Genomic DNA, 26,093 nt, shown 5'->3' with positions numbered 1-26,093 from the left:
GCCGCTGGCAATGAGGAGAAGCAGAGATGGCCGGCGCAAAAGAGATACGTAGTAAGATCGCCAGCGTGCAAAACACGCAGAAGATCACTAAAGCGATGGAAATGGTCGCCGCCTCCAAAATGCGTAAATCGCAGGAACGCATGGCGGCCAGCCGTCCTTATGCAGAGACCATGCGCGAGGTGATTGGTCACCTGGCTTTAGGGAATCTGGAATATAAGCACCCGTACCTGGATGAGCGTGACGTTAAGCGCGTCGGGTATCTGGTGGTGTCTACTGACCGTGGTCTCTGCGGCGGCTTGAACATCAACCTGTTCAAGAAGCTGTTGGCAGAGATGAAAGGCTGGTCTGAAAAAGGCGTTGAAGCTGATTTAGCGCTGATTGGCTCAAAAGCAGCCTCTTTCTTTGGTTCCGTGGGCGGCAACGTGGTTGCCCAGGTGACCGGCATGGGGGATAACCCTTCCCTGTCGGATCTGATCGGTCCAGTGAAAGTGATGCTGCAAGCCTACGACGAAGGTCGTTTAGACAAGCTGTACGTTGTCAGCAACAAATTTGTTAATACGATGTCCCAGGAACCGCAGTTACTGCAACTTCTGCCATTGCCACCTTCTGATGACAGTGAACTGAAGAAAAAATCCTGGGATTACCTGTATGAACCCGATCCAAAAGTGCTGCTTGATACCTTGCTGCGCCGTTATGTGGAATCGCAAGTTTATCAGGGCGTCGTGGAAAACCTGGCCAGCGAGCAGGCCGCACGAATGGTAGCGATGAAAGCCGCAACCGATAACGGCGGTAGCCTGATCAAAGAGCTGCAGTTGGTATACAACAAGGCGCGTCAGGCCAGCATCACTCAGGAACTCACCGAGATCGTTTCGGGAGCCTCCGCGGTTTAAGCTAGGTTTACGAATTACGTAGAGGATTCAAGATGGCTACTGGAAAGATTATCCAGGTAATCGGCGCCGTGGTGGACGTCGAGTTCCCTCAGGATGCCGTACCGAAAGTGTACAACGCTCTTGAGGTTGCAAACGGCACCGAGAAATTGGTGCTGGAAGTTCAGCAACAGCTGGGTGGCGGCGTGGTTCGCTGTATCGCAATGGGGACCTCAGACGGTCTGCGTCGTGGTCTGGCCGTAACCGACCTGCAGCACCCGATTGAAGTACCGGTAGGTAAAGCTACCCTGGGCCGTATCATGAACGTATTGGGTGAACCAATCGACATGAAGGGCGACATCGGCGAAGAAGAACGTTGGGCTATTCACCGCCCGGCGCCAAGCTACGAAGAGTTGTCCAGCTCCCAGGATCTGCTGGAAACCGGTATCAAGGTAATGGACCTGATCTGCCCGTTCGCCAAGGGGGGTAAAGTCGGTCTGTTCGGTGGTGCTGGTGTAGGTAAAACCGTAAACATGATGGAGCTGATCCGTAACATCGCGATCGAGCACTCCGGTTATTCTGTGTTTGCGGGCGTGGGTGAACGTACTCGTGAGGGTAACGACTTCTACCACGAAATGACCGACTCCAACGTACTGGACAAAGTTTCCCTGGTTTACGGCCAGATGAACGAGCCACCAGGTAACCGTCTGCGCGTTGCGCTGACCGGCCTGACCATGGCTGAGAAGTTCCGTGACGAAGGTCGTGACGTACTGCTGTTCGTCGATAACATCTACCGTTATACCCTGGCCGGTACCGAAGTGTCCGCACTTCTGGGCCGTATGCCATCGGCAGTAGGTTATCAGCCAACGCTGGCGGAAGAGATGGGTGTTCTGCAAGAACGTATCACCTCTACCAAGACCGGTTCAATCACCTCTGTGCAGGCCGTTTACGTTCCTGCGGATGACTTGACTGACCCATCACCAGCCACCACCTTTGCTCACTTGGATGCAACCGTGGTACTGAGCCGTAACATCGCTTCTCTGGGTATCTACCCGGCCGTTGACCCGCTGGATTCCACCAGCCGTCAGTTGGATCCGCTGGTAGTTGGCCAGGAGCACTACGACGTAGCGCGTGGCGTGCAGTCTATTCTGCAACGTTACCAGGAACTGAAAGATATCATCGCCATCCTGGGTATGGACGAGCTGTCAGAAGACGACAAGCTGGTTGTATCCCGTGCGCGTAAAATCCAACGTTTCCTGTCTCAGCCGTTCTTCGTGGCAGAAGTCTTTACCGGTTCTCCGGGCAAGTTCGTATCGCTGAAAGACACCATCCGTGGTTTCAAAGGCATTATGGACGGCGACTATGACCACCTGCCGGAGCAGGCGTTCTACATGGTTGGCACCATTGAAGAAGCAGTGGAAAAAGCCAAGAAACTGTAACGCCTTGAGAGGAGGGTGATATGGCTATGACTTACCATCTGGATGTCGTCAGCGCGGAAAAACAGATGTTTTCCGGCCTGGTGCAGAAGATCCAGGTGACAGGCAGCGAAGGCGAACTGGGGATCTTCCCTGGCCATGCGCCGCTGCTGACTGCCATCAAGCCTGGCATGGTGCGTATTGTTAAACAGCACGGTGAAGAAGAGTTCATCTACCTGTCCGGCGGTATCCTTGAGGTACAGCCGAGCGTGGTAACCGTGCTGGCGGACACTGCCATCCGTGGAACGGACCTCGACGAAGCGAGAGCGCTGGAAGCTAAGCGTAAAGCTGAAGAGCACATCCGTAGCTCTCATGGCGATGTCGACTATGCTCAGGCATCTGCTGAACTGGCGAAAGCGATCGCGAAACTGCGCGTTATCGAGCTCACCAGAAAAGCGATGTAAACTCCCACGTTGCCTGCAGCGTGTGGAAATAAGAAAGCGGCCCCTGTGGGTCGCTTTTTTTTTGTTTTAAAATAAGCGTTTCAACCGGCCAGGCATTGTGCTGTATTAGCGCTGCCAGTGGAATTAAGCGTCGCCGATCACCGACAGTTTTTTCGCTGTACGGTTGGATTGCAGCCATTGGCGGCAGGCTAGGAGCCATGCGGCCTGCGCCGGATTCGTGTAGAGAAATATGTAGTAATTCCGTCATCAAACGGTTTTACTTTCGTCCATCAAAATGGAGTTATCAGGTTGCTTATGTCTAACAGCGCAATGAGCGTGGTTATCCTCGCCGCGGGCAAGGGAACACGCATGTATTCCGACCTTCCCAAGGTGTTACATCCGCTGGCGGGTAAGCCAATGGTGCAGCACGTCATTGATGCTGCCATGAAGCTGGGTGCTAAAAACGTCCATCTGGTTTACGGCCACGGCGGCGAGCTGCTGAAAAGCACCCTGCGCAATGATGCACTAAACTGGGTGTTGCAGGCCGAGCAGTTGGGAACCGGCCATGCGATGCAGCAGGCGGCACCGCATTTTGCCGATGATGAAGACGTGCTGATGCTGTATGGCGATGTGCCACTGATCGCCGTCGATACGCTGACGCGCCTGCTGGCAGCCAAACCTCAGGGTGGCATTGGCCTGCTGACGGTGAAGCTGCAAGACCCGAGCGGTTATGGCCGCATCGTACGTGAAAACGGCACCGTGGTGGGCATTGTCGAACATAAAGATGCCAACGATGAGCAGCGCCAGATTAATGAGATCAACACCGGCATTCTGGTGGCCAACGGCCGCGATCTGAAGCGCTGGCTGGGCAAGCTGAACAATAATAATGCCCAGGGTGAATTCTATATCACCGACATCATTGCCCTGGCACATGCCGAGGGTAACAAGATTGAGGCGGTACACCCGGCGCGCCTGAGCGAAGTTGAAGGCGTGAATAACCGCCTGCAACTGTCGCAGCTTGAACGCGTGTATCAGGCCGAGCAGGCAGAGAAGCTATTGCTGGCTGGCGTGATGCTGCTGGATCCGGCGCGCTTCGATCTGCGTGGCGAGCTGGAACATGGCCGCGACATATCCATCGATGCCAACGTGATTATCGAAGGCAAGGTCAAGCTGGGTAACCGCGTGAAGATCGGTGCCGGCTGCGTGCTGAAAAACTGCGTGATTGGCGACGACTGCGAGATCAGCCCTTACAGCGTGCTGGAAGATGCGCAGCTGGAAGCTGCCTGTACTGTTGGCCCATTTGCCCGTCTGCGCCCTGGTGCCGAACTGGCAGAAGGTGCCCACGTCGGCAACTTCGTGGAAATCAAAAAGGCCCGCCTGGGCAAAGGTTCCAAAGCTGGTCACCTGAGCTATCTGGGCGACGCCGAAATTGGCGATGATGTGAATATCGGTGCCGGTACTATCACCTGCAACTACGACGGTGCCAACAAGCATAAAACCATTATCGGCGACGGCGTGTTTGTCGGCTCGGACACTCAGCTGGTGGCTCCGGTCACCGTAGGCAAAGGGGTGACGATCGCTGCCGGTACCACGGTGACCCGTGATATTGCGGATAATGAGCTGGTGTTGAGCCGGGTCAAGCAGGTGCACATTCAAGGCTGGCAGCGTCCAACCAAGAAGAAGTAGGCCCTCTCACCCCAACCCTCTCCCACAGGGAGAGGGAGCTGTTAGCCCCTGCTCTGTTGGGATAGCAGGGGTAATCATAGCAACCGCGATCGCCCCTTCAATCAAGGTGAATCAGCCGGTGCTAATGTAGAAGACGTAATTTCAGACACTCTCGATCGGTCCCCTCTCCCTGTGGGAGAGGGTTAGGGTGAGGGCATCACTGTTTTGCTCTGTACTTTCGCTAAAGAGCACAGAGCAAAACATAATAATCCCCATTCTCTACAGGCTCGGGGAAGCACGGTAAAACCGGCAAAAATCAGGTCAAGGCATCGCAAGTGCCCTGAAAGGCACTTAATTAGGAATACGACTAATGTGTGGAATTGTAGGTGCAGTAGCGCAACGTGATATCGCCGAGATCCTGCTGGAAGGTTTACGCCGCCTGGAATACCGGGGCTATGACTCAGCGGGTCTGGCCGTGGTGGATAGCGAGGGTAACGTCAGCCGTTTGCGTCGTGTCGGCAAGGTACAAAAACTGGCTGAAGCGGCAGAGCAACAGGATTTGCACGGCGGTACCGGGATTGCCCATACCCGCTGGGCGACGCACGGTGAGCCTTCGGAGGCGAACGCGCATCCTCATGTTTCAGATTACATCGCGGTGGTGCATAACGGCATTATCGAAAACTACGAACCGCTGCGCGAACAGCTGATTGAGCGTGGTTATCACTTCAGTTCTGAAACCGATACCGAGGTGATTGCTCACCTGGTGCATTGGGAACAGAAGCAGGGTGGTACACTGCTGGAAGTGGTACAGCGTGTGATCCCACAGCTGCGTGGCGCTTATGGCACTGTGGTGATGGATAGCCGCGATCCTAGCGTATTGGTAGCTGCCCGTTCAGGTAGCCCGCTGGTGATTGGCCGTGGCGTGGGCGAAAACTTCATTGCCTCTGACCAACTGGCCCTGCTGCCGGTAACCCGTCGCTTTATCTTCCTGGAAGAAGGTGACGTAGTAGAAGTGACCCGCCGCACCGTCAGCATTTTTGACAAGCAAGGTAATGCGATTGAGCGCCCAGAGATCGAATCTCAGGTGCAATACGACGCCGGTGATAAAGGTGCGTACCGTCATTACATGCAAAAAGAGATTTTTGAGCAGCCAATGGCGCTGAAAAACACCCTTGAGGGGCGTTTCAGCCATGGCAAGATCGACCTGAGTGAGCTTGGTCCGCACGCCGACGAACTGCTGTCAAAAGTGCAGCACGTGCAGATCATCGCCTGTGGGACTTCTTACCACTCCGGGATGGTGGCACGTTACTGGTTCGAGTCGCTGGCCGGTGTGCCTTGTGACGTCGAGATCGCCTCTGAATTCCGTTATCGCAAGTCAGCGGTGCGCCCAGGCAGCCTGATCATCACCCTGTCTCAATCCGGTGAGACCGCCGATACGTTGGCAGCGCTGCGCTTGTCCAAAGAGCTGGGCTATTTGGGTTCCCTGGCCGTGTGCAACGTGGCAGGTTCTTCCCTGGTGCGTGAGTCTGACCTGGCGCTGATGACCAAGGCCGGTACCGAAATCGGCGTTGCCTCGACCAAAGCCTTTACCACCCAGCTTGCTGTGTTGTTGATGCTGGTGGCGCGTCTGGGCCGTCTGAAAGGGATGGCGGAAAGCGTAGAGCATGACATTGTGCACGGTCTGCAAGCGTTGCCTGCGCGTATTGAGCAGATGCTGTCACTGGATAAGAGCATCGAAGCGTTGGCGGAAGGTTTCTCTGACAAGCATCACGCACTGTTCCTTGGCCGTGGCGATCAATACCCGATCGCTATGGAAGGAGCGCTGAAGCTCAAAGAGATCTCCTATATCCACGCAGAGGCGTACGCAGCCGGTGAGCTTAAGCACGGCCCGCTGGCGTTGATCGATGCCGACATGCCGGTGATCGTGGTTGCACCTAACAACGAGCTGTTGGAGAAGCTTAAATCCAATATCGAAGAGGTGCGTGCTCGTGGTGGCCAGCTGTATGTGTTCGCCGATCAGGATGCCGGTTTCGTCAGCAGCGAAGGGATGACCATCATCCCACTGCCGCATGTTGAAGAAATAGTTGCACCGATCTTCTACACCGTGCCGTTACAGTTGCTGTCTTACTACGTCGCTCTGATCAAAGGCACCGATGTGGATCAGCCACGTAACCTGGCGAAATCCGTTACTGTGGAATAATCGCTAACCCTCCTGCTATGAATACCGTGTTGGGTTACTCAACACGGTATTTTTTTAGCCCCAGTTTTACCATTAACGCTATGATTGGCGGGGGATGCTACAGGGAAGGGAATACGTAGATAATGAATATTTTGATTACAGGAGCACGCGCACCTGTCGCGATTGAGTGGGCGCGTATTGCGTTGCGTAGCGGGCACCGCGTCTGGTTAGCGGATAGCCTGAGGTGGCCGCTGGGCCGCTTTTTACAAGGGATTGAAGGTTATCTACGGCTTCCCTCCCCGCGCCAGGACCTTGCCGGTTATCAACAGCAACTGCAAGGCTATCTCGACCAACATGCTATTGGGCTGCTGATCCCCACCTGCGAAGAGATCTTCTACCTCTCCCAGGCGTTTGCTACGTATATCGGGCCTACCGAGTGGCTGATACCTGAACGGCGGTTGCTATTTGAACTGCATCATAAGTACCAAAGCCTGAGCCTGTTAACGGGATTGGGTGAGGTGCGGACTCCCGCAACCCGAATGCTGACCTCTTGCTCGCAAATTACCGACGATCCTCAGACCATTTTGAAACCGGTTTATTCACGCTTTGGTCGCCGAGTGATCCGTACCCCAAACCCGGGTGTGTTGAACGATCGGCAGCTCAACGAGCATATCCCATGGGTGCAGCAGCAGAAATTAGAGGGTGTGGCTTTGTGCAACTATGCCGTGTTCGAACACGGCAGGCTGATCGCGCATCAGGCTTATCAACCCAAATACTGCTTCAATCAGGCTGCAGGCAGCTACTTTGTTCCCCATCAGGATCGGCGGCTGGACGACTTTGTGCACCAGTTTGGGGAAAAAACCGGCTTTCATGGCCAGGTGGCGTTCGATTTTATCGAACAGGACGGGGTGATTTTTGTTATTGAGTGTAATCCCAGGGCCACCAGCGGCCTGCATTTGCTGGGGGCTCAGATGTCTATCGCTGCCGATGGGCAATTGCAATACCAGCCAGCGCCGCCCAAGGCGGGACATGTGGGCGTGATCATACTGTTATTCTTTGCCTGGCAGGCTTGGCGCGATAAGCAGTTGGCGACGCTATGGCGGGACTTTCGCCAAGCGCCTAATCTGCTCAACGATCACCGTTGGCCGATAAGTGCCGGAGCGCAGTGGTGTGCATTGTTGGAAATGGGATACCGCAGCTTGCGCTATCGGCGGTCCCTCACCGATGCCAGCACCTTTGATATTGAGTGGGACGGTTAGCATGGAGCAGGTTAATCATTGGCAGCGCCTGCAAGTGACCCTGCTACAACAGCCAGGCATGATTGCCAATCTCCAGACGTCGATGACCGAGTATCAACAGGATGGCTTCTGGATACCGGCGACGGTCAATGATTACGTACCCGGTAATTGCTATGTGGTTTCCCCGCTGGCGCTGATCGTCGATTACGCGCGGGATGAAATTATCAAAATCGATAACGGCGCGTTGCGGGCGCTGTGTAACGGGTTGACGCTGTTGCTGAAATGGCCCTTATTGCTGGCACACGTCGATCGGCTCCAGGTGCTGAATAATCAGTGCTTTTCCACCAATTTGACCAGCAGCCACTGGCAATCCCTGGATACCGACGCGTTGCGGCAACAGGCATTGCAGCGCTATCCCCAGCATACGTTGATGATCCGTTCACTTAATGGGCAGCAGACTCCTGAGCTGCTGGCTCGGCTCTCCCAGCAAGGTTGGCTGCCTATCGTCAGCCGTCAGGTTTATTGCCTGGACGATCCTTTACGCTGGTGGGGAAAAATCAACGCGCGCCGGGATGACAAACTGCTGCATCAGATAGGATGGGAGTTCAAACGGCTGTCTGCTGATGATCCCGAACAAATGCAGTGTGCCGAACGCCTCTATAACCAGCTCTACCTGGAAAAATACAGCCGCCAGAATGTGCAGTTCACCGCCGGTTATTTATCTCAGGCCTCGCTGCTAGGTGTGTTGCAACTGTACGGCTTGTTCCACCAGCAGCAAATGGTGGGGGTGTTGGGAATGGTTCAGCTGGAACAGACGGTAACGGTGCCGATCGTCGGCTATCGGACAGAATTACCCGCGTCATTGGCGCTATATCGTCGTCTGATCGCCTTTGCGTTACGCTACGCCATGGAGCACAAGCTGTTTCTCAATTTGAGTTCCGGTGCGCCGGATTTTAAGCGGGTTCGTGGTTGCCAACCGGTGATTGAATACAGCATGGTTTATGTCCGGCACCTGAACGTTTATCAGCGTAGCGTCTGGGCGGTGATTTCCTGGCTTTCCCGCAAGGTCTATCAGCCGTTATTGAAACGCTATCAGTTATGAATATTACTCAGATATCGCCCTGCAACTTGGGGATAGTGCGCCAGCGATTGGCAATATGACAAACGTGTAAAAAAGAGCGAAAACCGCTCATATTCAGAGAGATAGTGCAGCAACAGGCAGATTTTTGCAGATTGTTTTATGTCTGAAAATGACATCATCTCACTGATTTTAATCAAATTAATATCAATTACTCTCCGCTGTAATATAACTGTCATATTTCGTACATTTTACTGTCACCAAACTGTCCTATTTTCCCTCCTGCAGCAATACTTACTCTGATGAAAACGACTCACAGTCGATTTTTGAAATATCCCATTAGGAGGGATTATGAAACTGATGCGTACCACCGTCGCCAGTATTGTGGCAGCGACTTTCTCTTTGGCCTCTGTGTCCGCCTTCGCTGCTGCTAGCCTGACCGGTGCAGGTGCGACATTCCCCGCTCCGGTGTATGCCAAGTGGGCAGATTCTTATCAGAAAGAAACCGGCAACAAGGTTAACTATCAGGGGATTGGTTCCTCTGGTGGTGTGAAGCAAATCATCGCCAACACCGTTGACTTTGGCGCTTCTGATGCCCCGCTGTCCGATGAAAAACTGGCTGCGGACGGCCTGTTCCAGTTCCCTACCGTGATCGGTGGCGTGGTACTGGCGGTGAATATTCCGGGCATCAAATCCGGTGAGCTGACTCTGGATGGTCAAACCCTGGGTGATATCTACCTGGGCAACATCAAAAAATGGAATGACCCGGCGATCGTTAAACTGAACCCGGGCGTCAAGCTGCCGGATCAGGCTATCGCCGTGGTGCGTCGTGCTGATGGTTCCGGGACTTCTTTCGTCTTCACCAGCTATCTGGCCAAGGCTAACGCGCAGTGGAAAGAGAAAATTGGTGCAGGCTCAACCGTTAACTGGCCAACCGGCCTGGGTGGCAAGGGCAATGACGGCATCGCCGCGTTCGTTCAGCGTCTGCCCGGCTCTATCGGCTATGTTGAATATGCTTACGCCAAGCAGAACAACCTGGCCTACACTAAATTAGTGTCTGCCGATGGCAAAGCTGTTAGCCCAACCGAAGAGAGCTTCAGCGCTGCAGCCAAAGGCGTGGATTGGAGCAAAACCTTCGCGCAGGACCTGACCAACCAGAAAGGCGACAACGTCTGGCCTATCACCTCCACCACCTTCATCCTGGTGCACAAAGAGCAGAAGAAGCCTGAGCAGGGCGCAGAAGTGCTGAAGTTCTTTGACTGGGCTTACAAGACCGGTGCCAAACAGGCTAGCGAACTGGATTACGCCGCCTTGCCTGCCGAAGTGGTTGAGCAAATCCGTGCTGCCTGGAAAACCAACATCAAAGACAGCTCCGGTAAGGCCTTGTTCTAACAACGCAGGGGGTGCGGAAGACCGTGCCTCAACCTGACTGTCGGGGCCTGGCGTGCCGGGCCCTCCAAGCTTTAAACAGAAGAGTAATCTATGGCTGAGTACAAGCCGACCATTAAAGCACCGGGTAAAAACGGTGACATCATCTTCAGCGCGCTGGTCAGACTGGCGGCGCTGATTACCTTATTGTTGCTGGGCGGCATTATCGTTTCGCTGATTATCGCCTCCTGGCCAAGCATGCAGAAGTTCGGTTTTGCCTTCCTGTGGACCAAAGAGTGGGATGCGCCAGCCGAGCAGTTTGGTGCGCTGGTGCCGATCTACGGCACGGTCGTCACCTCGGTGATTGCGCTGATTATCGCTGTGCCGGTCAGTTTTGGTATTGCCCTGTTCCTGACCGAGTTGGCCCCTAACTGGCTCAAGCGCCCATTGGGGATTGCGATAGAACTGTTAGCGGCGATCCCAAGCATCGTTTACGGCATGTGGGGCCTGTTCGTGTTTGCCCCGCTGTTCGCCAAATATTTCCAGACCCCGGTGGGGGAAGTGTTGTCCGGTATCCCGATCGTAGGCGAGCTGTTCTCCGGCCCGGCATTTGGTATCGGTATTCTGGCTGCCGGGGTGATCCTGGCCATTATGATTATTCCTTACATTGCGGCGGTGATGCGCGATGTGTTCGAACAGACCCCGGTGATGATGAAAGAGTCGGCCTATGGCATCGGCTGCACCACCTGGGAAGTGATCTGGCGCATTGTGCTGCCGTTCACCAAAAACGGCGTGATTGGCGGCGTGATGCTTGGCCTGGGGCGCGCCCTGGGGGAAACCATGGCGGTGACCTTTATCATCGGTAACACCTACCAGCTCGACAGTTTCTCGCTGTATATGCCGGGCAACAGCATCACCTCGGCGTTGGCCAACGAATTCGCCGAAGCGGAATCCGGGCTACACACCTCTGCATTGATGCAGCTTGGGCTGATCCTGTTTGTGATCACCTTTATCGTCCTGGCGTTATCGAAGTTGATGGTGATGCGCCTGGCCAAGCGTGAGGGTCGCTAACATGGCAACGATGGATATGCAAAACCCGGTAGCACTGGCGGAAAGCCGCCGTAAAATGCAGGCCTGGCGTCGGCAGAAAAACCGTCTGGCGCTGTTCCTGTCGATGGCGACTATGGCCTTTGGCTTGTTCTGGCTGGTGTGGATCCTGTTCTCGACCGTCACCAAGGGCATCGACGGCATGTCGCTGGCGTTGTTTACCGAAATGACGCCACCGCCGAATACCGCGGGCGGTGGTCTGGCTAACGCCATCGCCGGTAGCGGCTTGTTGATCCTGTGGGCGACCATCTTCGGTACTCCGTTGGGCATCATGGCGGGGATCTATCTGGCGGAATACGGCCGTAAATCCTGGTTGGCGGAAGTGATCCGCTTTATCAACGATATTCTGTTATCTGCACCGTCGATAGTGGTGGGCCTGTTCGTTTACACCGTGGTGGTAGCGAAAATGGAACACTTCTCCGGTTGGGCCGGGATTATTGCGCTGGCTCTGTTGCAGATCCCGATCGTGATCCGCACCACCGAGAACATGCTCAAGCTGGTACCGGACACGCTGCGTGAAGCGGCCTATGCGCTGGGGACACCGAAATGGCGCATGATTTCCGCCATTACGCTGAAGGCGTCGGTCTCCGGCATCATCACCGGCGTACTGCTGGCGATTGCGCGTATCGCCGGGGAAACCGCCCCGTTGCTGTTTACCTCGCTGTCGAATCAGTTCTGGAGCACCGACCTGATGCAGCCGATCGCCAACCTGCCGGTCACCATTTTCAAGTTTGCCATGAGCCCGTTTGCCGAATGGCAGCAGCTGGCCTGGGCCGGGGTGCTGTTGATCACTCTGTGCGTACTGTTACTGAATATCCTGGCGCGTGTGATTTTCGCCAAGAAAAAGCATTCATAAAAATTTAGGTGCCGCTCAGGCGACACCGTGAAAAGAGAGAAGTCTTGATGAGTATGGTTGACTCCACTTCCAGCAGCAAAATTCAGGTACGCGATCTGAACTTTTACTACGGCAAATTCCATGCGCTGAAAAACATCACGCTGGATATCGCCAAGAACAAGGTGACCGCGTTTATTGGCCCGTCTGGTTGCGGCAAATCGACGCTGCTGCGGACCTTCAACAAGATGTACCAGCTCTACCCCGAGCAGCGTGCCGAAGGCGATATCCTGCTGGATGGGCAAAACATTCTGACGGATAACCAGGATATCGCGCTGCTGCGTGCCAAGGTGGGCATGGTGTTCCAAAAGCCAACGCCGTTCCCGATGTCGATTTATGACAACATCGCCTTTGGCGTGCGCCTGTTCGAGAAGTTGTCCCGTGCGGATATGGACGAGCGTGTCCAATGGGCGCTGACCAAGGCGGCACTGTGGAACGAGACCAAGGACAAGCTGCACCAGAGCGGTTACAGCCTGTCCGGCGGCCAGCAGCAACGCCTGTGCATTGCGCGCGGCATTGCCATTCGCCCGGAAGTGCTGTTGCTGGATGAGCCTTGCTCCGCGCTGGATCCAATTTCCACCGGCAAGATTGAAGAGCTGATCAGCGAGCTGAAATCTGACTACACCGTGGTGATCGTGACCCACAATATGCAGCAGGCGGCGCGTTGTTCCGACTCCACCGCATTTATGTATCTGGGTGAGTTGATCGAGTTCAGCGATACTGACACTCTGTTTACCGCGCCACAGAAGAAGCAGACCGAAGACTACATTACTGGCCGCTATGGTTGATTAGGATGCATCATGGATAACCTGAATTTAAACAAACACATCTCCGGCCAGTTCAATGCTGAACTCGAGCACATCCGCACCCAGGTGCTGACCATGGGCGGGCTGGTGGAGCAACAGCTGACCGACGCCATTACCGCGATGCATAACCAGGACGGTGAACTGGCCAAACGGGTGATCGAGGGTGATGCCAAGGTCAATATGATGGAAGTGGCGATCGATGAGGCCTGTGTGCGTATCATTGCCAAACGCCAGCCGACCGCCAGCGACCTGCGCCTGGTGATGGCGATCATCAAGACCATTTCCGAGCTGGAACGCATCGGCGACGTAGCGGACAAGATCTGTCGCACCGCACTGGAGAAATTCTCGCACCAGCATCAGCCGTTGCTGGTCAGCCTGGAGTCACTGGGCCGCCACACCGTGCAGATGCTGCACGACGTGCTGGATGCCTTTGCGCGTATGGATCTGGATGAAGCGATCCGGATTTACCGCGAAGACAAGAAGGTCGATCAGGAATATGAAGGCATCGTGCGCCAGTTGATGACCTACATGATGGAGGATACGCGCACCATTCCGAGCGTGCTGACGGCGCTGTTCTGTGCCCGCTCTATCGAGCGTATCGGCGATCGCTGCCAGAATATTTGCGAATTCATCTTCTACTTCGTCAAAGGCCAGGATTTCCGCCATATCGGTGGCGATGCGCTGGACAAGCTGTTGTCAGACGGTAAAGACGAGAAAAAAGCGTAATTCAACCAGTGAGTTATTCCACAAGGCGCTGAAAATGGCGCCTTTATGCCATTTAAAAACCGTAAAGTTAAAAAGGTTATAACTATAGCGTTTAATATTATTTCCTGACCTAAGTGAGGCTTGCTAGCTTATCAGCCAGCGGGACATCAATCACTTGGGAGCTTTTCATGAAACAGCGCGTCTTAGCCTTATCTCTGTTAGCCAGCCTGACCAGCCTTGCCACCGGTGTGGCACATGCCGATAAACTCGAGGATATTCAAAAAGCTGGCGTGGTGCGTATTGCGGTATTCGATAGCAACCCACCGTTTGGTTATGTCGATCCGCAAAGCAAAAAGCTGGTGGGTTATGACGTGGACGTGGCTGAAGCCATCGGTAAGGCGCTGGGCGTCAAGGTTGAACTGCGCGCCACCAACCCGGCTAACCGCATTCCTTTGCTTGTATCCAAAAAGGTTGATCTGATTGCGGCCAACTTCACCATCACCGACGAGCGTGCCAAAGAGGTGAATTTCAGCGTGCCGTATTTTGCTACCGGCCAGAAATTCATTGCCCATAAGGGCGTGCTGAAAACCCCGGAAGACATCAAAAAACTGCGGATCGGCGCGGATAAAGGCACCGTGCAGGAAATTACCCTGCGCGAGCATTACCCAACGGCCAAAGTGATCTCTTACGACGATACCCCACTGGCGTTTGTCGCCCTGCGTAACGGCAACGTGCAGGCGATCACCCAGGACGATGCCAAGCTGGTTGGCCTACTGGGCAACCTGCCGGCCGCGCAAAAAGCCGACTTTGAAATCTCTCCGTTTAGCATCACCAAAGAGTATCAAGGCGTTGGTATTCCAAAAGGCGAAGATCGCCTCACGGCGACCATTAACGATACCTTGATCAAGCTGGAAAAAGACGGTGATGCAGTGAAGATTTACGATCGCTGGTTTGGCCCAGAAACCAAAACCGCCCAACCGCGTGGCGATTTCAAGATCGGCCCGTTGGATCAGCAACCTAAAGCCTAATCTCCCTTCTCCCTCTCCCCCCGGTTTTGTATAGTGGCGGAGAGGGTTGGGGTGAGGGGAAGTACCACGCATGAATCTGCAACAACTCTCAGATTGGCTGTTGGCGCCGCAGTATCTGAGCTGGCTATGGAACGGCTTCTTGATGACCTTATGGCTGTCGGCCTGTGCCGGGCTGGCGGCAACGCTGTTGGGTTTTGGCCTGGCGGCGATGCGGGACAGCAGCCTGCGCCCGTTAAGCTGGCTGGCGGTGGCCTACAGCGCACTATTTCGCAATACACCTCTGCTGGTGCAACTGTTCTTCTGGTATTTCGCAGCCGGGCAAATCCTGCCCTCCTTCGCCATGCAATGGTTGAATACCCCCCATCAGTTAGGCTTTCTCGACTGGCCCTCGTTTGAATTCCTGGCGGGCTTCTTCGGCCTGACGCTTTATTCCACCGCGTTTATTGCCGAAGAGATCCGCTCTGGCATCCGTGGCATCGCCGGTGGGCAAAAGCATGCCGCCTACGCGTTAGGGCTGACCGGCTGGCAATCGATGCGCTATGTGGTGCTGCCGCAGGCGCTGAAAATTGCTTTCCCGCCGCTGCTGGGGCAGTACATGAACGTGATTAAGAACTCGTCGCTGACTATGGCGATCGGCCTGGCTGAGCTGTCTTACGCTTCGCGCCAGGTGGAAACCGAAACCTTGCGGACCTTCCAGGCGTTTGGCGTGGCAACGGTGTTGTATATCGCCATTATTGCCCTGTTGGAAGGTTGGGGCATGTGGCGTCAACAGCGTAAACCGCTGGGGGGACACTAAGATGGACTTTACCATTATCCAGGAAAACCTGGGCTACCTGCTGTGGGGCACCTTCCCGGACGGGCCTTTGGGCGGTGCTGCGTTGACGTTGGCGATCAGCCTGATGGCCGGGTTGGCGTCGGCAATTCTGGGGACGCTGCTGGGAGTCGCGCTGGCGATGTCGCGTGGGGTGCTGGCTGGGTTATTGGCGATGGTGCTCGGATTCTTCCGCGCCATCCCGGTGATCATGCTGATTTTCTGGACTTATTTCCTGCTGCCAATCGTGTTTGGCGTCGACATCCCGGAAATTACCACCGTGGTGTGCGCGTTGGCGTTGATCGCCTCGGCCTATCTGGCCCATGCGGTAAAAGCGGGGATCGTGGCTATCGGTGCCGGGCAGTGGCAGGCGGGGCTATCGCTCGGTTTAAACCGCTGGCAGGTGCTGCGGATGATCGTCTTGCCGCAGGCGCTGCGCATGATGGTGCCTTCGTTTATCAACCAGTGGATCTCGCTGATTAAAGACACTTCGCTGGCGTACATCGTCGGCGTGGGTGAGTTGACCTTCCTGGCTACCCAGGTCAACAACCGCAGCATGGTTTACCCGATGGAGGTGTTCCTGTTTGTGGCGCTGGTCTATTTCATCTTCTGCCTGACGCTGGACGTGCTGGCGAACGGGTTGAACAAACGCCTTAGCCCGCAGACTAAAGCGCTAAAACGCAGCTGGCGCTGGTGGCGCAATCGCCCGCCGTTACCGGCTAGTTAATCAGGCTACAGTAGGAATGGTTGCCCCTATCTATACCATGACTAATTAATTGGCATGATGTCGGGGCTTTAAATATTATAATTTCTTATCGTATTGCGTTAAATTTATGATGATGATCAATGCATTGCGTTTTTATCATGCAGCTTGAGTTATTTAGAGTATAAGTAAGAGTGATTTATATATTTCCATTGGATGGTTATCATTATGAAAATTAGTGCGTTATTTATAAAAACGGATCCAGGTCGGCGGCGGTATGGCGTTGCCTTGTTTGTTGGCATTATTGGCGGGATCCTCTCTGCTTTTGTCAAGTGGGGGGCAGAGGTTCCGCTACCGCCAAGAACCCTGAGTGATGGCCGGGCTGAATTTAACCCGCCCTATCTTTTTTTGAGAGATTATCTTGGGATAGATCCAACCGGTACGGTATATACCTTTTCTGAGCATATTATTAATCCGGTTATGGTTACGCACGTCATATTTTCGTTGGTCTTTGCGATAGGTTACTGCTTGGTTGCCGAAGTTTTTCCAAAGGTCAAACTTTGGCAGGGGGTGCTGGCGGGTATCATTGCCACCGTTGCCGTGCATGGCATTAGTTTCCCTTTGCTTGGTTTGACTCCTCCGCTTTCAATGCTGCCATTTGATGAGTACCTTTCTGAAATTTTGGGGCATATATTTTGGTTTTGGGTGATTGAGATAGTACGTCGGGACTTACGTAACAGAATTACCCATGAGCCTGATGCCGAAGTTCCGCTGGGATCCTATCGTTAATCGATAACGTTCAGCGGGGTATTCTCCCCGCTGAATATCAACGAACTCGATCAGAGGGGTAGAGTTAGAGGCATTTACAACAATTGCCCCAGATTAACGTATTTGGTTTCCAGATACTCATCCAGACCAATATCCGCCCCTTCTCGGCCTAGCCCAGATTCTTTCACTCCGCCAAAAGGCGCGACCTCGGTAGAAATAATCCCTTCATTCACGCCAACCATGCCGCTTTCCAGCGCCTTGGTCACGCGGAAGGCTCGCGCCAGATCACGCGTATACAGATAGGCCGCCAGCCCAAACGGCGTAGCATTGGCACGGCTGATGGCGTCATCCTCGTCGCTAAAGCGGAAGCAGGCGGCCAGCGGGCCAAAGGTTTCTTCCTGCGCCAGACGCATCCGCTCGGTGGCGTTGGCCAGCACGGTAGGCTGGAAGAAGGAGCCGCCGAGCGCATGGCGTTCACCACCGCACACCAGTTTTGCACCCAGCTTCAGGGCGTCCTGCACGTGTGCCTGCACTTTCTCAACCGCTTTCAGATGGATCAGCGGTCCCTGCTGCGCGCCAGGCGTCATGCCCGGAGCCACTTTTAGTGACCGTGCGGCATCGGCCAATTTCTCGACAAAGCGATCGTAAATGCCGTCTTGCACGTAGAAGCGATTGACGCAGACGCAGGTTTGCCCGCTGTTGCGGAATTTGGCCGCCATGGCCCCGGCGACTGCCGCATCGAGATCGGCATCGTCAAATACGAGGAACGGCGCGTTGCCGCCCAGTTCCAGCGACAGCTTTTTCACCGTATCTGCCGCCTGGCGCATCAACAGCTTGCCGACCGGGGTTGAGCCGGTGAAGGAGACTTTGCGCACCAATGGGCTGGTCATCAGCGTTTCACCAATGGCGGCGGTATCTCCGGTGACCGCGTTAATCACCCCGGCAGGAACCCCTGCCTGTTCAGCCAGTACAATCAGGGCGAAAGCGGAAAGCGGGGTTTCGTTGGCAGGTTTGACCACCGCAGTACAACCCGCAGCCAATGCAGGGCCAAGCTTGCGTGTCAGCATCGCCAGAGGGAAATTCCACGGAGTGATCGCCGCGATCACCCCAACCGGCTCCTTAAACGTGAGAATTTGATTGCCACTCTTGGTTGCCTGAATTGTCTTGCCGTAGGCGCGTTTACCTTCTTCGGCGAACCATTCGATAAAGCTGGCGGCGTAGACCACTTCGCCGGTGGCCTCGCTCAACACCTTACCTTGCTCGGTGACCATCAATTCCGCCAGTTGATCTTTATGCTGCACGATCAGCTGAAACCAGCGTTGCAGGATTTCTGCCCGCGCCTTGGCCGTTTGAGCGCGCCATGCCGGGAGTGCAGCGGCGGCGGCTGCAATGGCGGCCTGCGTTTCAGTGCGGCCTGCCAGCGCAACATCGGTAACCTTTTCGCCGGTGGCCGGATTATTGACCGGGTAGGTGCTGGCAGCCGTTTGCCAACTGCCGTTGCAGTACCAGCCGGTACGAAGCAATGAAGCATAAGCCGTCATGCGATATTCCTTGTCTCTAGGTTATCTACTGCAAAAAAACCGCGCGCCGCACGGCTTTCACGCGTAATACGCTTGCCTGCGGTGTAGTCGTTAATCACATCGCAAGGGGTATAGTTGCGCTCCAGCTCGTAGCGTTCATCTTCACTGAGATGGGTATCCAGTGCCGCCACGGCGCTGTCGATCTGTTGTGTTGAGTCCGCTCCAACCAGCATACAGTCGACCCCGGGATGGTTGATGACCCAGGCCTGGGCAATCTGGGCGGCTGGGACTCCGCGCTGCTGGGCAACCTGGCTTACCGACTGTGCCACGTTAAACGAGGTGGCATCGGCATACATTTCCTGGGTGAAGAAGTCGGTTTTGTTGCGCACGGAGTTGAAGTCGCAGCTCAATAACCCCCTGGCTAATGGGCTGAAGACCGATACCCCCAGCCCCTGATCGCGGCAGAACGGGATCATTTCACGCTCTTCCTCGCGGTAAGCGCAGTTGAGTTGCAATTGCATATTGATCGGTTTGGCGTAGCCGTTGCGTTCGCAGCACCACAGGATTTTGGCCAACTGCCAGGTATACATGGTCGATACGCCGACATAACGTGCCTTGCCGGAACGCACGATATCGTTCATTGCCGCCCAGGTTTCTTCGATCGGCGTTGTCACGTCGAAGTAGTGCAGCATGTAGATATCCACATAATCGGTGCCCAGGCGACGCAGGCTGGCGTCGATGCTTTCCATGATATGTTTGCGGGAATGCCCCTGATTGTTGAAACCAGCGCCAATCGGATAGCCCACTTTGGTGGTCAGCACCAGTTCGTCGCGGTTGGCAATGCGCCTGATCACCCGTCCTACCACCTCTTCCCCGGCACCGCTGGAGTAGAAGTCAGCCAGATCGATAAAGTTGATGCCGCTTTCCAACGCGTGGCGGATCAACGGCTCGCTTTGCGCTTCATCGAAAATCCACGGTTTCCACTGTTTGCTACCCATATTCATGGTGCCGAGGCACAGGCGAGAGACTTTCAGGCCACACTGGCCCAGATTGATGTATTCCATGGCGCTCTCCTCATGCCTTAGGGGTGTAGAAAGGGTTGCCTAACTGCGGCAGGGCTTGGGTCAGTTGGCTGCGCGTTGGCAATTTTTCCATCGCTGCACGAATTGCCTGGGTACAGGCACGATAGTTATTGCGATAAACCTCGTCGATATCGTTACAGCCTGGGTTCACCCAGTTGGCGGTGACGATGCACCACTCATCTTCCGCCTGTGCAGGCAAAATGCCCTCCAGCAGCGCTTCGGTCACCGCTTTGGCAATGGCGGCCTGCGAGGCTCCCCAGGTGGCATTGCCATGCAGCTCACCGCCGATCTCCGCTTTATTGACGTACAGCGTCATCGGCTTGGCAGGCACATTGGGTTTGATCACCACCATAAAAGGACAATGCCCTTGGCTGGGGGAGGCCAGGCTTGAGGCGAATGCCTGGCCGACTACGCCATTACGAGGGCCGATCATGATATTGATATGCGAGGCATTGACGCCGTTACCTTCAAACCCTTCACCGATATACATTTCCACAAAAATCTCCTGTTCTCATCAAGATGGTGTTATTTAGCCGGAACGGCGAAAGCGTTGTCTGCCTGTGATACCGGGCCTTGCGCAGCATCAACCAGCGTCAGGCCTTTGGTTTCTGGTGCCCAGGCGATGGAAACGATGGCGCCAATAATCAATATCAACGCCAGGATGGCGGTAGTGGTTGGCATGCCGTAATGCACGATGGCCAGGGGCAGCAGGCCAGTACCGATAGCCGAACCCAGACGACTCATCGAGGTGGCGAAGCCGACACCCATTGAACGTACTTCTGTAGGGAAGCTTTCGGCGGGGAAAACGCCCACCAGGTTGCTTACCGCGGACATCACTAGCGTAAAGGCGGCAAAGCAGGCGATCAGCCAGGCCGTTTGGCTGGCAGGAATAATGCTCAGCATCACCAGACAGGCGGCGAGGAAGATAAAAGAGCCAATCAGGAAGCCACGGCGTGAGCAAACCACCGTCAGCACAATCCCCAACAACGCCCCGACGATCAGCAGGCCGTTCAGCAACAGGTCGGTAGAGAAGCTGTTATCCAACCCCATCACCTGGAGAATGGAGGGCAGGAAGGTATAGATGGCGAAATAGGGGATCACCAGACAGACGAAGAACAGGCTGTTAAAGGCGGTGCGGCGGCGGTATTTAGGGCCAAAGAGCGACAGAAAACGCTGTTTGGACATCACCGGGGCCTCATCGATCAGCAAGACATTCGGGCCGAAGTATTTATGCACGATCGCCATGGCCTGTTCGCGCCGCCCCTTACCCATCAACCAGCGTGGGGATTCCGGCGTGCCGATGCGCATCAACAGAATGGCCAAAGCGGGGATGGCTGAAGAAGACAGCAGCCAGCGCCAGGCATCCGGCCCTAATGCCGTCAGGAAGTGGCCTGCGAAACCGGCGGCCACGTAGCCGAAAGTCCAGATCACGCTGAATGAACCGAGTAACACACCCCGGTGTTTACGGGGAGAAAACTCGGCCAGCATGGTGTGCCCTACCGAGAAATCTCCCCCAAGCCCGATCCCTACCATTACCCGTAGCAGGAACAGCTGTTCTGGCGTGGTAGCGAAGAATTGCAGTGCTGAGGCGAGGGTTATAATCACAAAGCTGAAACTGAAGATTTTCTGGCGGCCGATGTAGTCGGAGATCCACCCTAGAACCAGGCTACCCATAAACAGCCCGATCAGCGCCGAGCTGCCGAGCATGCCCTCCCAGAATGGAGTAAGGCCCATTTGCGGTTTGATCTGGGCCAGTGCGAAGCCGATCACACCCAGCACATAGCCGTCGGTGAAGTGAGCGCCGAAGGTCAGCCCGGCGATTTTGATATGGAACCGATTTAACGGGACGTCATCCATGCGGATCTGTTGTTGTGTTAAATGCTGCATCTACCTGTCCTCCTGTTGGAGCGGTGCTTGTAGGGATGTTGTTGGTTTTTTGTTTTTATGACGTTAACAATGTGGCAGCGAGCGAGGCGCTAGGCGAGTGCGTTTTAGTCATACCCCTCAGCAGAAAATGCATGTGATCTGCCTCTGGTTTTAGGCAAATAAACGCTGCGCACCCTGAGGTAATGCAGCAAATTGACAACATGTTATTAACATTGCGAGTGTTTGATGCCGAGGTAAATGGACGGTGAGAAAACTTCCATCTCTCAGTATGTTACGAGTATTCGAGGAAACCTGCCGGACGCTGAGTTTCAGCAAGGCCGCCGACGCTCTGTTTATCACTCAGAGCGCGGCTAGCCGTCAGATGAAGCAGTTGGAGGAGTTTCTTGGCAAGCTGCTGTTTGTGCGCAGCCACAGCGGTCTGGCATTGACGCAAGATGCCATGCTGCTGCTGCCGGTGGTGCGGCAATCGTTGGATATTCTGGAGGAGGGCGTGCGCCACGTGCAACTGCATAATCCCTTGCAGCACCTGCGCTTGCAGATTGCACCGACCTTCGCCACCCGTTGGCTTGCCCCACGTCTGGTCACGCTGCGCCAGCGTAATAGCCAGTTGCAGATTGCCCTGATCAGCGAAACCCGGCAGAAATACTGTGATTTTGACTGTGCGGTTCGTTTTGGCCAGGCTTCGGAAGCTGTTGATGGCGAATGGCTGTGTCATGAGCAACTGGTGCTGGTGGGCAGCCCATTGTTGATGATCAATGGCGTGTTCCCTCCGCTCAATACCCAGCCGCAGCTGCATATTCTTGATGGTGATAGCCGGATGGACACCTGGCAACGCTGGTTGGCAGCGGCAGGGCGCAGTGAGGTGCAAGAACTTGGCGGATTGGAGTTCAGCACCCAGGATCAGGTGATCAACGCTTGTATTACCGGCGCGGGCTATGCGGTGCTGGATAAGATGATGATCCGCAATGAATTGAACAGTGGATTGTTGATACTACTCTCGCCGCTGGAGCTGAAAAGTACCAACGGCTACTGGTTGGAGATCCCGCCAGGTAAGCGGGAATTACCCCGCGTACAGTATTTTCACGATTGGTTGCGGGCCGAGATTGGCCGGGTAGACGCGGTTAACGGGTAAGTTGCCAACCCCGCTGTTGCCACAGCGTAGGCAGTTGTGCCAGATCGTCAAACGTCGTCACCAACGGGTGATCGATCGGTTGATTATGAGGATCGGCGCAGAAGTAGAACACCGGAATGCCAGCCGCGATCCCCGCCTGGGCACCGGCAACGGAATCATCCACCAAAATACAGCGCTCTACGGGCACCTGCATCTGTTCGGCGGCATGGAAAACGATAGCCGGATCGGGTTTCCAGCGTTGAATATCGTAACCGCTGAACAACCGGTCATCAAAATAGGACAGCATGTCGGTTAACCCCAGGGAATGCTGCATTTTGCTCACCGGGCCGTTAGAAACGGTGCACATCGGGGCATTCATTTGTGCCAGCAGCTCACGCGCACCGGCAATCGGCTGGAGCTCGGCATCAAACAGACGGGCCACTTCCTGGCGAAAAATCGGCTCCAGATCGCTGGTGGGTAAATTTACCCCTTGCTCAGCGTTAACCCGCTCAATAATCTCGTAGAGTTTGATCCCTTTGTACTTTTTAAATACCTCTTCCAGTGCCAGCTCGATGCCGTAGTGGGCAAACATATGCACATAGGCCTTGCTGCACAGCACTTCGCTATCTACCAGTGTGCCATCGCAATCAAATAAAACACATTCAACCTGATTCATTGGGGTAAGCGCCCTCGGTTAAGTCATGACTGCTGTTACTTTAACCGGATCGCAGCGGGTTGTCCCCCTTTGGCAATCAATCTCAATAAATACAACTTGTTGGCCGTTATAGCCGTAAAGATGGCGAAAAAAACCTGTGAGCGAGGTCAAAACCCGGACTTTTTGTTATAGGATAGCCAGCGACAGTCCTAATCCCTCTTCGGAATTCTATAATGAGCAAACAAGACCTCAGCCTTGATGCCAATCAGGGCTTGCTTGAGCGCGTGTTTAAACTCAAGCAGCATGGCACCACGGTACGTACGGAAACGATTGCCGGCCTCACCACCTTTTTAACCATGGTGTATATCGTGTTCGTTAACCCGCAGATCCTGGGTGCGGCGGGCATGGACACCCAGGCGGTGTTTGTCACCACCTGCCTGGTTGCCGCATTGGGCAGTATCCTGATGGGCTTGCTGGCTAACCTGCCGGTGGCGCTGGCTCCAGCGATGGGCCTCAACGCGTTCTTCGCGTTTGTGGTGGTCGGCGCGATGGGGATTTCATGGCAGGTCGGCATGGGCGCTATTTTCTGGGGCGCAATCGGTTTCCTGTTGCTGACCATTTTCCGTATTCGCTACTGGATGATTGCCAATATCCCGCTGAGCCTGCGCGTGGGCATCACCAGCGGTATCGGCCTGTTTATCGCCATGATGGGGCTGAAAAACGCCGGTATCGTGGTCGCCAACCCGGATACGCTGGTAGCAGTAGGCAATCTGACCTCCCACAGCGTGCTGCTGGGAGCCTTGGGCTTCTTTATTATCGCGGTGCTGGCTTCGCGTAATATCCATGCTGCGGTACTGGTTTCTATCGTGGTAACCACGCTGATCGGCTGGGCGTTGGGCGACGTGAAGTATGGCGGCGTATTTTCCCTACCGCCGGACGTCACCTCCGTGGTCGGCCAGGTGGATATCGCCGGGGCGCTGAATATTGGCCTGGCAGGTGTGATTTTCTCCTTTATGCTGGTCAACCTGTTTGACTCCTCGGGTACGCTGATCGGAGTGACCGACAAGGCTGGCCTGACGGATGAAAACGGCAAGTTCCCGCGTATGAAGCAGGCGCTGTACGTGGACAGCATCACCTCGGTAGCCGGTGCTTTTGCGGGTACGTCTTCGGTCACCGCCTATATTGAAAGCTCCTCTGGGGTGGCCGTTGGTGGGCGCACTGGCCTGACCGCCGTGGTAGTAGGCATTCTCTTCCTGCTGGTGATTTTCCTGTCACCGCTGGCGGGAATGGTGCCAACCTATGCTGCTGCGGGCGCGCTGATTTATGTGGGGGTGCTGATGACCTCCAGCCTGGCGCGGGTGAAGTGGGAAGATATGACCGAAGCGGTTCCGGCCTTTGTGACCGCCGCGATGATGCCTTTCAGCTTCTCGATCACCGAAGGGATTGCCCTGGGCTTTATCTCTTACTGCATCATGAAGCTGGGCACCGGCCGCTGGCGTGAAATCAGCCCCTGCGTGATCGTGGTGGCGCTGTTGTTCGTGCTGAAAATTGCGTTTGTTGACGGGCATTAATACCCGCGACATAGGGGCCTAACGTGCGTTAGGCCCTGATAAATTCAGCAACATTGAGGGGCATTCTGCCCCTGTAACTCTCAAGCGCCCGGTGAGGCATCCTGTTCTCTACCCATTACCCAGCGTAAAGGCCGGTTATACCGCGTCTGCCAGCCACCGATATTATCTTCCCCCTCGGCAAAATTGGCGATCTCGACCTGATTTTTGTCTCTGAACAAGTCAGCAAAATCAAGAGCCAGCGCTCGATCGTTGAAATTCTGCCGATCGTAATAGGCAATCATGATGCGTTTGTTTTCTGCCAGTGAATGCTTCGCCGGGAGAAGGCGGCCCTTCGGGGCAATCAGCAGCGCTCCGGAATAAAACTGCGGGTAATTGGCCATCAGGTTAGCCGCATGTAGCGCCCCCTGACCACGGGCAGTCAGGTAAACCTGTTGGAGATTGAGCTTCAGCTTGGGGCCCAGGCTTTCCAGGGTGCGTTGAATGGCGCTCTGGGTGCTGGTAGAACTGTAGTTAGACCAGCGAAAGCTCCCTTCCGCCAGCATCTGCGTGCCGTTTATCTCAATATAGGCCACCCCTGCCTCGGCAAACAGCAACCGATCTTCTGGGATGATGGTGGCGGCTTTCCCGTAGGGGTGGAGGTAGACGATGGTTGGCCAGCCTCCGGCCGGTGGCTCGCCATTCGGCACGGCATAGTGAGGTTTACCTTCAAATTTTGCGGCGTGTTGTTGATAGCGCGCTTTGGTGGTCGCCAGAATTGAACGGTAGGTGTCACTTTGCTGAATGCTGCTGAACGAGTCGTCTTCCAGCAGATTGTAGTAATACCACAATCCTCGCTTGGCGCTAAGTTGCAGATAACGTTCGGCTAGCTCGGTCTGGCCCTGTTCGGCCGAGGAGGCAGCCAGTTGAAAGGGGGCCCAGATATTACGGCCATCTTCACGCATCAGCGTCAGATATAACGACGTGGCGCCGGCTTTTTTATCCTCCTGATTGTAGGCTGAGCGGGGCAACGGTTTACTCAGCGGGCTATGGATAGGCAGTTCTAGCGGCTCTTCTCCCTCAGGATAGAGCATGGGTGCAGCAAACAATGGACTGGTGGCAAAAGCCAAAAAGATGGCTAAAATAAAAAAAGGCATGATTTTATAACTTTGTTTTTCAATAATATTAATGAGAAAACGATTAAAAACGGCGCCTTCGA

At 54.9% G+C, this 26,093-nt stretch carries 25 protein-coding genes; 18 read left to right on the top strand and 7 right to left on the bottom strand.

Annotation, left to right across the window (positions count from 1 at the left end; genetic code table 11):
• Positions 1-26: 26 nt before the first annotated feature.
• The 3 genes from atpG to JHD74_RS14950 are packed head-to-tail and all read left to right on the top strand — an operon-like array spanning position 27 to position 2,745.
• Positions 27-890, top strand: a complete 864-nt coding sequence (gene atpG, locus JHD74_RS14960) for a F0F1 ATP synthase subunit gamma (RefSeq protein ID WP_021181426.1) — start codon at positions 27-29, stop codon at positions 888-890.
• Between the two features lie 32 nt (positions 891-922).
• Positions 923-2,305, top strand: coding sequence for a F0F1 ATP synthase subunit beta (gene atpD / locus JHD74_RS14955; RefSeq protein ID WP_024484688.1), 1,383 nt, complete (start codon positions 923-925; stop codon positions 2,303-2,305).
• A gap of 20 nt (positions 2,306-2,325) precedes the next feature.
• Positions 2,326-2,745 (top strand): F0F1 ATP synthase subunit epsilon, encoded by a 420-nt coding sequence (locus JHD74_RS14950; protein ID WP_004933814.1) that lies wholly within the window; start codon positions 2,326-2,328, stop codon positions 2,743-2,745.
• Here JHD74_RS14950 and JHD74_RS14945 read toward each other — a convergent pair.
• Positions 2,726-2,992 carry a hypothetical protein gene (locus JHD74_RS14945; protein ID WP_152529888.1) on the bottom strand — a complete coding sequence of 89 codons (267 nt, stop codon included), beginning with the start codon at positions 2,990-2,992 and terminating at the stop codon, positions 2,726-2,728. The genes JHD74_RS14950 and JHD74_RS14945 overlap by 20 nt on opposite strands.
• A gap of 47 nt (positions 2,993-3,039) precedes the next feature.
• Here JHD74_RS14945 and glmU point away from each other — a divergent pair, with 47 nt between their 5' ends.
• The 13 genes from glmU (at position 3,040) to JHD74_RS14880 (ending at position 17,093) form a co-directional block, all read left to right on the top strand.
• The gene (gene glmU / locus JHD74_RS14940) at positions 3,040-4,410 is read left to right on the top strand and encodes a bifunctional UDP-N-acetylglucosamine diphosphorylase/glucosamine-1-phosphate N-acetyltransferase GlmU (protein ID WP_065683404.1); all 1,371 of its coding nucleotides are present in this window, start codon (positions 3,040-3,042) and stop codon (positions 4,408-4,410) included.
• A 349-nt stretch (positions 4,411-4,759) separates the two neighbouring features.
• Positions 4,760-6,589, top strand: coding sequence for a glutamine--fructose-6-phosphate transaminase (isomerizing) (gene glmS, locus JHD74_RS14935; protein WP_024527377.1), 1,830 nt, complete (start codon positions 4,760-4,762; stop codon positions 6,587-6,589).
• Between the two features lie 122 nt (positions 6,590-6,711).
• Positions 6,712-7,827, top strand: coding sequence for a hypothetical protein (locus JHD74_RS14930; RefSeq protein WP_199062989.1), 1,116 nt, complete (start codon positions 6,712-6,714; stop codon positions 7,825-7,827).
• A 1-nt stretch (position 7,828) separates the two neighbouring features.
• On the top strand, positions 7,829-8,908 hold the full coding sequence (locus JHD74_RS14925; RefSeq protein ID WP_199062988.1) for a GNAT family N-acetyltransferase: 1,080 nt from the start codon (positions 7,829-7,831) through the stop codon (positions 8,906-8,908).
• A gap of 327 nt (positions 8,909-9,235) precedes the next feature.
• Complete coding sequence (gene pstS, locus JHD74_RS14920) at positions 9,236-10,276, top strand: phosphate ABC transporter substrate-binding protein PstS (RefSeq protein WP_065683408.1); 1,041 nt, start codon at positions 9,236-9,238, stop codon at positions 10,274-10,276.
• Positions 10,277-10,366: 90 nt separating this feature from the next.
• Positions 10,367-11,323 carry a phosphate ABC transporter permease PstC gene (gene pstC / locus JHD74_RS14915; RefSeq protein ID WP_024527373.1) on the top strand — a complete coding sequence of 319 codons (957 nt, stop codon included), beginning with the start codon at positions 10,367-10,369 and terminating at the stop codon, positions 11,321-11,323.
• 1 nt (position 11,324) lies between these two features.
• Complete coding sequence (gene pstA, locus JHD74_RS14910; protein WP_065683409.1) at positions 11,325-12,215, top strand: phosphate ABC transporter permease PstA; 891 nt, start codon at positions 11,325-11,327, stop codon at positions 12,213-12,215.
• A gap of 53 nt (positions 12,216-12,268) precedes the next feature.
• Positions 12,269-13,039, top strand: a complete 771-nt coding sequence (gene pstB / locus JHD74_RS14905) for a phosphate ABC transporter ATP-binding protein PstB (protein ID WP_370454353.1) — start codon at positions 12,269-12,271, stop codon at positions 13,037-13,039.
• A 12-nt stretch (positions 13,040-13,051) separates the two neighbouring features.
• Positions 13,052-13,783: a phosphate signaling complex protein PhoU gene (gene phoU / locus JHD74_RS14900; protein WP_024484696.1), complete on the top strand. Its 732-nt coding sequence runs from the start codon at positions 13,052-13,054 to the stop codon at positions 13,781-13,783.
• 167 nt (positions 13,784-13,950) lie between these two features.
• Entirely contained in the window at positions 13,951-14,790 is an 840-nt protein-coding gene (locus JHD74_RS14895) for an ABC transporter substrate-binding protein (RefSeq protein ID WP_186579042.1), read from the top strand.
• Between the two features lie 70 nt (positions 14,791-14,860).
• Positions 14,861-15,586, top strand: a complete 726-nt coding sequence (locus JHD74_RS14890) for an amino acid ABC transporter permease (protein ID WP_199062987.1) — start codon at positions 14,861-14,863, stop codon at positions 15,584-15,586.
• 1 nt (position 15,587) lies between these two features.
• Positions 15,588-16,328: an amino acid ABC transporter permease gene (locus JHD74_RS14885; RefSeq protein ID WP_094982463.1), complete on the top strand. Its 741-nt coding sequence runs from the start codon at positions 15,588-15,590 to the stop codon at positions 16,326-16,328.
• 204 nt (positions 16,329-16,532) lie between these two features.
• Positions 16,533-17,093 carry a DUF1440 domain-containing protein gene (locus tag JHD74_RS14880; RefSeq protein WP_024527368.1) on the top strand — a complete coding sequence of 187 codons (561 nt, stop codon included), beginning with the start codon at positions 16,533-16,535 and terminating at the stop codon, positions 17,091-17,093.
• A 74-nt stretch (positions 17,094-17,167) separates the two neighbouring features.
• On the opposite strand, the gene JHD74_RS14875 is transcribed toward JHD74_RS14880, so the two are convergent.
• The 4 genes from JHD74_RS14875 to JHD74_RS14860 are packed head-to-tail and all read right to left on the bottom strand — an operon-like array spanning position 17,168 to position 21,561.
• Complete coding sequence (locus JHD74_RS14875) at positions 17,168-18,613, bottom strand: NAD-dependent succinate-semialdehyde dehydrogenase (RefSeq protein WP_199062986.1); 1,446 nt, start codon at positions 18,611-18,613, stop codon at positions 17,168-17,170.
• A complete protein-coding gene (locus tag JHD74_RS14870; protein ID WP_024527366.1) occupies positions 18,610-19,656 on the bottom strand; it encodes an aldo/keto reductase in 1,047 nt (348 codons plus the stop codon). Before JHD74_RS14870 ends, JHD74_RS14875 begins: the two co-directional genes overlap by 4 nt.
• 10 nt (positions 19,657-19,666) lie before the next feature.
• Complete coding sequence (gene fae / locus JHD74_RS14865; protein ID WP_081375806.1) at positions 19,667-20,170, bottom strand: formaldehyde-activating enzyme; 504 nt, start codon at positions 20,168-20,170, stop codon at positions 19,667-19,669.
• Positions 20,171-20,199: 29 nt separating this feature from the next.
• Complete coding sequence (locus tag JHD74_RS14860; RefSeq protein ID WP_074030819.1) at positions 20,200-21,561, bottom strand: MFS transporter; 1,362 nt, start codon at positions 21,559-21,561, stop codon at positions 20,200-20,202.
• A 244-nt stretch (positions 21,562-21,805) separates the two neighbouring features.
• Here JHD74_RS14860 and JHD74_RS14855 point away from each other — a divergent pair, with 244 nt between their 5' ends.
• Positions 21,806-22,693 (top strand): LysR substrate-binding domain-containing protein, encoded by an 888-nt coding sequence (locus tag JHD74_RS14855; protein ID WP_024527363.1) that lies wholly within the window; start codon positions 21,806-21,808, stop codon positions 22,691-22,693.
• Here JHD74_RS14855 and yieH read toward each other — a convergent pair.
• Complete coding sequence (gene yieH / locus JHD74_RS14850; protein WP_024527362.1) at positions 22,683-23,348, bottom strand: 6-phosphogluconate phosphatase; 666 nt, start codon at positions 23,346-23,348, stop codon at positions 22,683-22,685. The two genes, JHD74_RS14855 and yieH, sit on opposite strands and share 11 nt — an antisense overlap.
• A gap of 212 nt (positions 23,349-23,560) precedes the next feature.
• On the opposite strand from yieH, the gene JHD74_RS14845 reads away from it, so the two are divergent.
• Positions 23,561-24,898: an NCS2 family permease gene (locus JHD74_RS14845; protein WP_021181404.1), complete on the top strand. Its 1,338-nt coding sequence runs from the start codon at positions 23,561-23,563 to the stop codon at positions 24,896-24,898.
• Between the two features lie 80 nt (positions 24,899-24,978).
• Here the strand turns inward: JHD74_RS14845 and JHD74_RS14840 are convergent, their stop codons facing one another.
• The gene (locus JHD74_RS14840) at positions 24,979-26,031 is read right to left on the bottom strand and encodes a hypothetical protein (protein WP_199062985.1); all 1,053 of its coding nucleotides are present in this window, start codon (positions 26,029-26,031) and stop codon (positions 24,979-24,981) included.
• Between the last annotated feature and the right edge of the window lie 62 nt (positions 26,032-26,093).

Source organism: Serratia sp. ASV30 (genome assembly GCF_016428815.1).
Classification (GTDB): domain Bacteria; phylum Pseudomonadota; class Gammaproteobacteria; order Enterobacterales; family Enterobacteriaceae; genus Chania; species Chania fonticola_C.
The sequence above is the reverse complement of the archived record's forward strand: the minus strand, read 5'-3'. Positions and strand labels throughout refer to the sequence as shown.